General features: G+C 65.0%; 6 protein-coding genes. 4 read left to right on the top strand and 2 right to left on the bottom strand.

Translation table 11 applies throughout. The features are described from left to right. Nucleotides 1–869, bottom strand: an 869-nt coding sequence (locus tag EN991_RS22465) for a LysR family transcriptional regulator (RefSeq protein WP_127369577.1), incomplete at its 3' end; no start/stop codon positions are given. Between the two features lie 92 nt (nt 870–961). Here EN991_RS22465 and EN991_RS22460 point away from each other — a divergent pair. From EN991_RS22460 to EN991_RS22445, 4 genes are all read left to right on the top strand, one after another. Then, nucleotides 962–1,855, top strand: coding sequence for a DMT family transporter (locus EN991_RS22460; RefSeq protein ID WP_013532338.1), 894 nt, complete (start codon nt 962–964; stop codon nt 1,853–1,855). Nucleotides 1,856–1,939: 84 nt separating this feature from the next. Then, a complete protein-coding gene (locus EN991_RS22455; RefSeq protein WP_127369578.1) occupies nt 1,940–2,815 on the top strand; it encodes an alpha/beta hydrolase in 876 nt (291 codons plus the stop codon). A gap of 57 nt (nt 2,816–2,872) precedes the next feature. Further along, nucleotides 2,873–3,199 (top strand): hypothetical protein, encoded by a 327-nt coding sequence (locus tag EN991_RS22450; RefSeq protein ID WP_027163236.1) that lies wholly within the window; start codon nt 2,873–2,875, stop codon nt 3,197–3,199. Nucleotides 3,200–3,209: 10 nt separating this feature from the next. Next, the gene (locus tag EN991_RS22445; protein WP_127369576.1) at nt 3,210–3,461 is read left to right on the top strand and encodes a hypothetical protein; all 252 of its coding nucleotides are present in this window, start codon (nt 3,210–3,212) and stop codon (nt 3,459–3,461) included. A 73-nt stretch (nt 3,462–3,534) separates the two neighbouring features. On the opposite strand, the gene mutL is transcribed toward EN991_RS22445, so the two are convergent. Continuing rightward, nucleotides 3,535–5,188: DNA mismatch repair endonuclease MutL (gene mutL / locus EN991_RS22440; protein ID WP_127369575.1), on the bottom strand; the 1,654-nt coding region annotated here is incomplete at its 5' end.

Genomic DNA, 5,188 nt, shown 5'->3' with positions numbered 1-5,188 from the left:
GCGATGCGGCGGGCGAGGTCGGCGGCGGCGGCACGCGGCCGCCCCATCGGCCGGTCGAGCCAGTAGGATACCGGGTTGAGGGCTGTGCGCTCATCGACGGGAGTGATGCGGCCCGATTGTAATTGATGTCCGGTCAGCGGCGGGCGGGCCAGCGCGATGCCGAGCCCATAGGCGGCGGCGTCGAGCACCAGATTGTAGTCTTCGAAGCGGCGGTCCTGCGGGCGCGGGCGGTAATCCATGCCTTGCGCGGCAAACCAGGCGCGCCAGGCCGACGCGTCGGAATCGTTGATCAGCGGATATTTGAGCAGCCGGGCAGGGTCGCCGCGGCCGATCTCGCGGGCAAGCTCGGGTGACGCGACAGGGAAGACATGTTCCTCGAAAAGCTGCACCGAGATGCGGCCCGGAATGCCGCCGCGTCCACAACGGATCGAGAGGTCGATGCCTTCATCGGCAAGGTCGGCCTGGCGGATGTCGACATCGAGCACGATGCGCAGCTTCGAGGGATTGTTTTCCAGCGCTGCCATGCGCGGCATCAGCCACAGTCCGCTGACCGAGGGGATCGAGGTCAGCCGCACCACCGCCGTGCCACGGGGCTCGACCCAGCGGTCGGAATGGGTCGATATCAGCGCAAAGGCTTCCGCCGTGCGCAGATGCAGCCTGTTGCCTTCGATCGTCAGCGAGACGCCGCGCGCACCACGGTCGAAGACTTTCAATCCCAGCCAGTCCTCGAGCTTGGCGATCTGCCGGCTGACGGCGCCATGGGTGATATTGAGCTTTTCGGCGGCCGCTGAAAAGCTGCCTGTCCGCGCCGCCGCATCGAAGGCGCGCAGCGTTTCGAGCGGCACCATTGTGTCCGAGCTGTGATCCATAGTCACAGGTGATCCTCGATTTCGTCGTTTGTCAACCGGGGTGAAAAGGCGTTTTCTGCCTTTCAGGACCGAAGAAATACGAGGGCGGTGAGATGAGCGAGATAACGGGCACGTTGAATTCGACACAGCGAATGGACACCACGGCAGCCATCGCGGTGGCGCTGACGGTGGTTGGTTGGGCCTCCGCCTTTCCCGCTATCCGAGCCGGTCTCGCCGCCTTCGGCCCACTGGAACTGGGTGCGTTGCGATTTGCCATCGCCGCTGTGCCGGCGGCGATCTTCCTGGCCGTCAAGCGCCCGGCGCTGCCAAGGCTCGACGAAGCGTGGCGCCTGGTCTTTGGCGGCGCCATCTTCGTCGCGCTCTACACCGTCATGCTCAATTTCGGCGAACTGACCGTCTCGGCCGGTGCCGCCGGCTTCATCATCAATGTCAGCCCGATCTTCACCGCCATCATGGCGATGGCATTGCTGGGCGAGCGCTTCTCAGGCGTGGCCTGGATCGGTACGGTGATTTCCTTCGCCGGTATAGGCATCATCGCCATGGCCGACGGGCATGGCCTGTCGTTCAACACCGGTGCTCTGTTGGTGCTTGGTTCGGCCTTGTGCTCGGCCGTCAACACCATCGTCCAGAAGCCGCTGTTTGCCCGCCATCATCCATTGACCATTTCGGCTTCGAACATGGTGCTCGGCGCACTATGCCTGGCGCCCTTCCTGCCGTCGGCCTTTTCGCAGGCGGCGGTCGCCGACACAGCAGGCCTCGGCGCCGTCATCTTTCTCGGCATCGTGCCCAGCCTCATCGCCTATGCCGCCTGGGCGACCGCGCTGTCGCGTCTGCCGGCGGCACGTGCCTCCAACTTCCTCTATCTGGTCTCGCCGATGTCCGCGCTGATCGGCTTCTTCTGGCTGGGCGAAGTTCCCACGCTGCTCGGCATAATCGGCGGCGCGCTGGCGCTGGGCGGTGTCATCGTGGTGAATTTGAAGAGATGAATATTGCCGACCGTCCGCTTCCGCCATTCGGAACGATCCCTCGATCAAACGCGTTTAGCCGAGGTTTGTTCGACGGAGGTCCGAATGCCGGGTGCAACCACGCACCGACGCATGCAACTGGATGATCTATCCATTTTTTATCGCGAGGCAGGGCCGTTAGAAGCACCTGTCTTGCTCTTGCCGCACGGCTATCCCTGCTCTTCGTTCCAATTCCGCCGACTGATGCCGGCGCTCGCCGACCGCTGGCGGACGATTGCATTCGACTGGCCTGGCTTCGGATACAGCGGCACACCCGATCCGGTCACCTTCGGCTATGATTTCGACGCCTATTGCGACGTGCTTTCCAAGCTTGCCGATGAATTCGGTCTCGAACGCTACGCCTTGTGGCTGCACGATTATGGCTCGCAGATAGGGCTCCGGCATGCGATCTCGCACCCGGAGCGGATCAGCGCCCTGATCATCCAGAACGGCGACATCTACGAGGACGTGCTTGGACCCAAATACGCCACGATCAAGGCCTGGTGGACCGACAAGGCGCCCGGCAAGCACCGTCCGCTCGAGGCCGCGGTAAGTGAGGACGGGTTCCGGGCCGAGTTCATCGGGGAAGTGGCTGACGACGTCGCCATGCGCGTGCCGCCCGATCTCTGGAGCCTTCACTGGCCACTGATGAACACGCCGGTTCGTCGGCAGATCGCCGTCGGTCTGATGGAGAAGCTGGAAGCCAATCTCACCTGGTTTCCGCGCTACCAGGCTTATTTGCGTGAACACCATCCGCCCACGTTGATCGTTTGGGGGCCAGAGGATGGCTATATGCCCGCGGCGTCGGCAACGGCCTATCATCGCGATCTGCCCGATGCGGAACTGCATCTGATCGAAGGGGCGGGTCATTGGCTGCTCGAGACACATTTCGACGACGCGCTGCCGCTGGTCCGCGATTTCCTGGCTCGTGTTCACGGCTGATCACAGCCGGCGTCCGCTATGCCCGGTTTGCTGTCCGCCTGACTGAAGGAGAACCTCATGCCGACCAAACCGACCATCGCGCGCATCTGGCGCGGTCGCACCCGCCGCGACATCGCCGACGCCTATGAGCCATACCTGCGTGCCGAGGGTATTCCGCCCCTCGAGAAGACGGCGCTTGGCGTCCAATTGCTGCGCGAGGACCGTGATGCCGAGACGTGGTTCACAACCATCTCCTATTGGGCCGACATGCAAGCGATGACCGCCTTTACCAAAGGCGAACCGACCAAAGTCCATCATCTGGACCGCGATGCCGAGTTCCTGATCGAGCTGCCGGAGCGGATCGAAATCCATCGGATACTTGTCGATCGTCGGGGACTGCGCTGAGCGCCGATCGGTGGTTCGCAACCTCTTCTTCTTCGCGGTGATATCGCTGATCTGGGGGCTGACCTGGGCCGCGATCAAGCTCGGTCTCAATGACGCGCCTCCGCTCCTGCTGGCGGCTGCACGCTATTTGCTGACCGCTTTGGCGGCAGGAGCCTGGCTTTTCGGCGAGGCGGTCGGCTGGGCTGAAATCACCGGTGCGATCCTCCTGCTGGCGGCGGCTGCGATCGCGCTACTCAGGCCGCTGGGCGAAAATCGCGGGTGACCACATTGTCGGCCGGCCTCCTTGACCTGCCGACCTCGAGCGGCGAAGCGATAGGCCCGCAATCCGTCCGCAGCTATCGCCGTCCGAAAAGCCGTTCGATATCCGCCAGCTTGAGTTCGATATAAGTGGGGCGGCCGTGGTTGCAGGTGCCGGAGCCGGGCGTCGCCTCCATCTGCCGCAGCAGCGCGTTCATCTCCTCGGCCTTGAGCAGGCGGCCGGAGCGCACAGAGCCGTGGCACGCCATGGTCGCGGCTATCTTGTCCAGCCGCTCCTTCAGCGTGTCGACCGTGTCGTTGTCGGCGATCTCGTCGGCGAGGTCGCGCACCAATTGCTGGACATTGGCCTCGCCCAGCATCGACGGCGTCTCGCGCACCGCGACAGCGCCGGGGCCAAAGCGCTCGATGCCGAGACCGAAGCGGGCCAGCGTTTCCGAATGCAGCGCAAGCCGCTCGGCATCCTCTTCCGGCAGGTCGATGATTTCGGGCAGAAGTAGCATCTGCGAGGGCACCGGGCGCGAATGCAGCGCATTCTTCAGCGCCTCGTAGACCAGCCGTTCATGCGCCGCATGCTGGTCGACGATGATGAGCGAATCCCTGGTCTGGGCGACGATGTAATTCTCATGCACCTGGGCGCGCGCCGCGCCCAGCACCGCGCCGAGCAACGTCTCGGCCGCTTCATCCTGCCCTGCGCGTGCATCGGCGCTGGCAAGCGGACCGGCATCGAAAGCCGCTTGCTCGCTTTCTCGCAAGCCGCGCTGCTCGAAGCCCGCACCATCGAAACCCATATCGAGCGGCCGCTGCGGCGATCGGGCAGGATCGAAGCCGGACGGACCCGACGCGCGGTAGGCCGCGTCGTAGCTGCGGTGGCCGTTTGCCGGTCCGCCGTGGCCGTAGGATGCGGCCCCTGGCCGGAACGCCGCCATCATGCCGGCGGCACCCGTGGTGGCGGCGCGGACGCCGGCATCGGCCAGTGCCTGTCGGATGGCCCCGACGATCAATCCGCGCACAAGGCCGGGATCGCGGAAGCGCACATCGGCCTTGGCTGGATGGACGTTGACGTCGACGATGGCCGGATCGAGCGTCAGGAACAGCACCGTCACCGCATGGCGGTCGCGCGGCAGGACGTCGGCATAGGCGCCGCGTATGGCGCCGGCGATCAGCTTGTCGCGCACCGGGCGGCCGTTGACGTAGGCATATTGCTGCAGCGCGTTGGCGCGGGTGAAGGACGGGATCGACACGTGGCCGGTCAGATGCACGCCATCGCGCATCGCGTCGAGGGCAATCGAATTGTCGGGAAAGTCGGCGCCCATCACCTGGGCGACACGACGCAGGCTGCCTTCCGCGCTGTCATCCGCCGCCGGCAATTCCAGTGTCGAGCGGTCCGAGCCGGCCAGCGTGAAGCGCACGGCGGGGAAGGCGATGGCGATGCGCTTGACCACATCGCTGGTGGCCGAGCTTTCGGCGCGCTCGCCCTTCATGAACTTCAATCGGGCCGGCGTTGCGAAGAACAGGTCGCGCACCTCGACCGTGGTGCCGCGATTGGCCGCCGCCGGCCTGACAGGCAGGACGCGGCCACCCTCGATGCCGATCTCGGCGGCGCTGTCACTCGCTGCCGTGCGCGAGCGGATCGAAAGTCGCGACACCGAGCCGATCGACGGCAGCGCTTCGCCGCGGAAGCCCAGCGAGCGGATGTCGTTGATATCCTCGGTGAGCTTGGAGGTGCAGTGA

The sequence above is a fragment of the Mesorhizobium sp. M7A.F.Ca.US.005.03.2.1 genome (genome assembly GCF_003997795.1).
Classification (GTDB): Bacteria; Pseudomonadota; Alphaproteobacteria; order Rhizobiales; family Rhizobiaceae; genus Mesorhizobium; species Mesorhizobium ciceri.
The sequence above is the reverse complement of the archived record's forward strand: the minus strand, read 5'-3'. Positions and strand labels throughout refer to the sequence as shown.

What these genes read in the sequence shown, in the direction of transcription:
- EN991_RS22455 (WP_127369578.1), top strand. Translation starts at nt 1,940, where the DNA reads ATGCCGGGTGCAACCACGCACCGACGCATGCAACTGGATGATCTATCC.
- EN991_RS22450 (WP_027163236.1), top strand. Translation starts at nt 2,873, where the DNA reads ATGCCGACCAAACCGACCATCGCGCGCATCTGGCGCGGTCGCACCCGC.
- EN991_RS22460 (WP_013532338.1), top strand. Translation starts at nt 962, where the DNA reads ATGAGCGAGATAACGGGCACGTTGAATTCGACACAGCGAATGGACACC.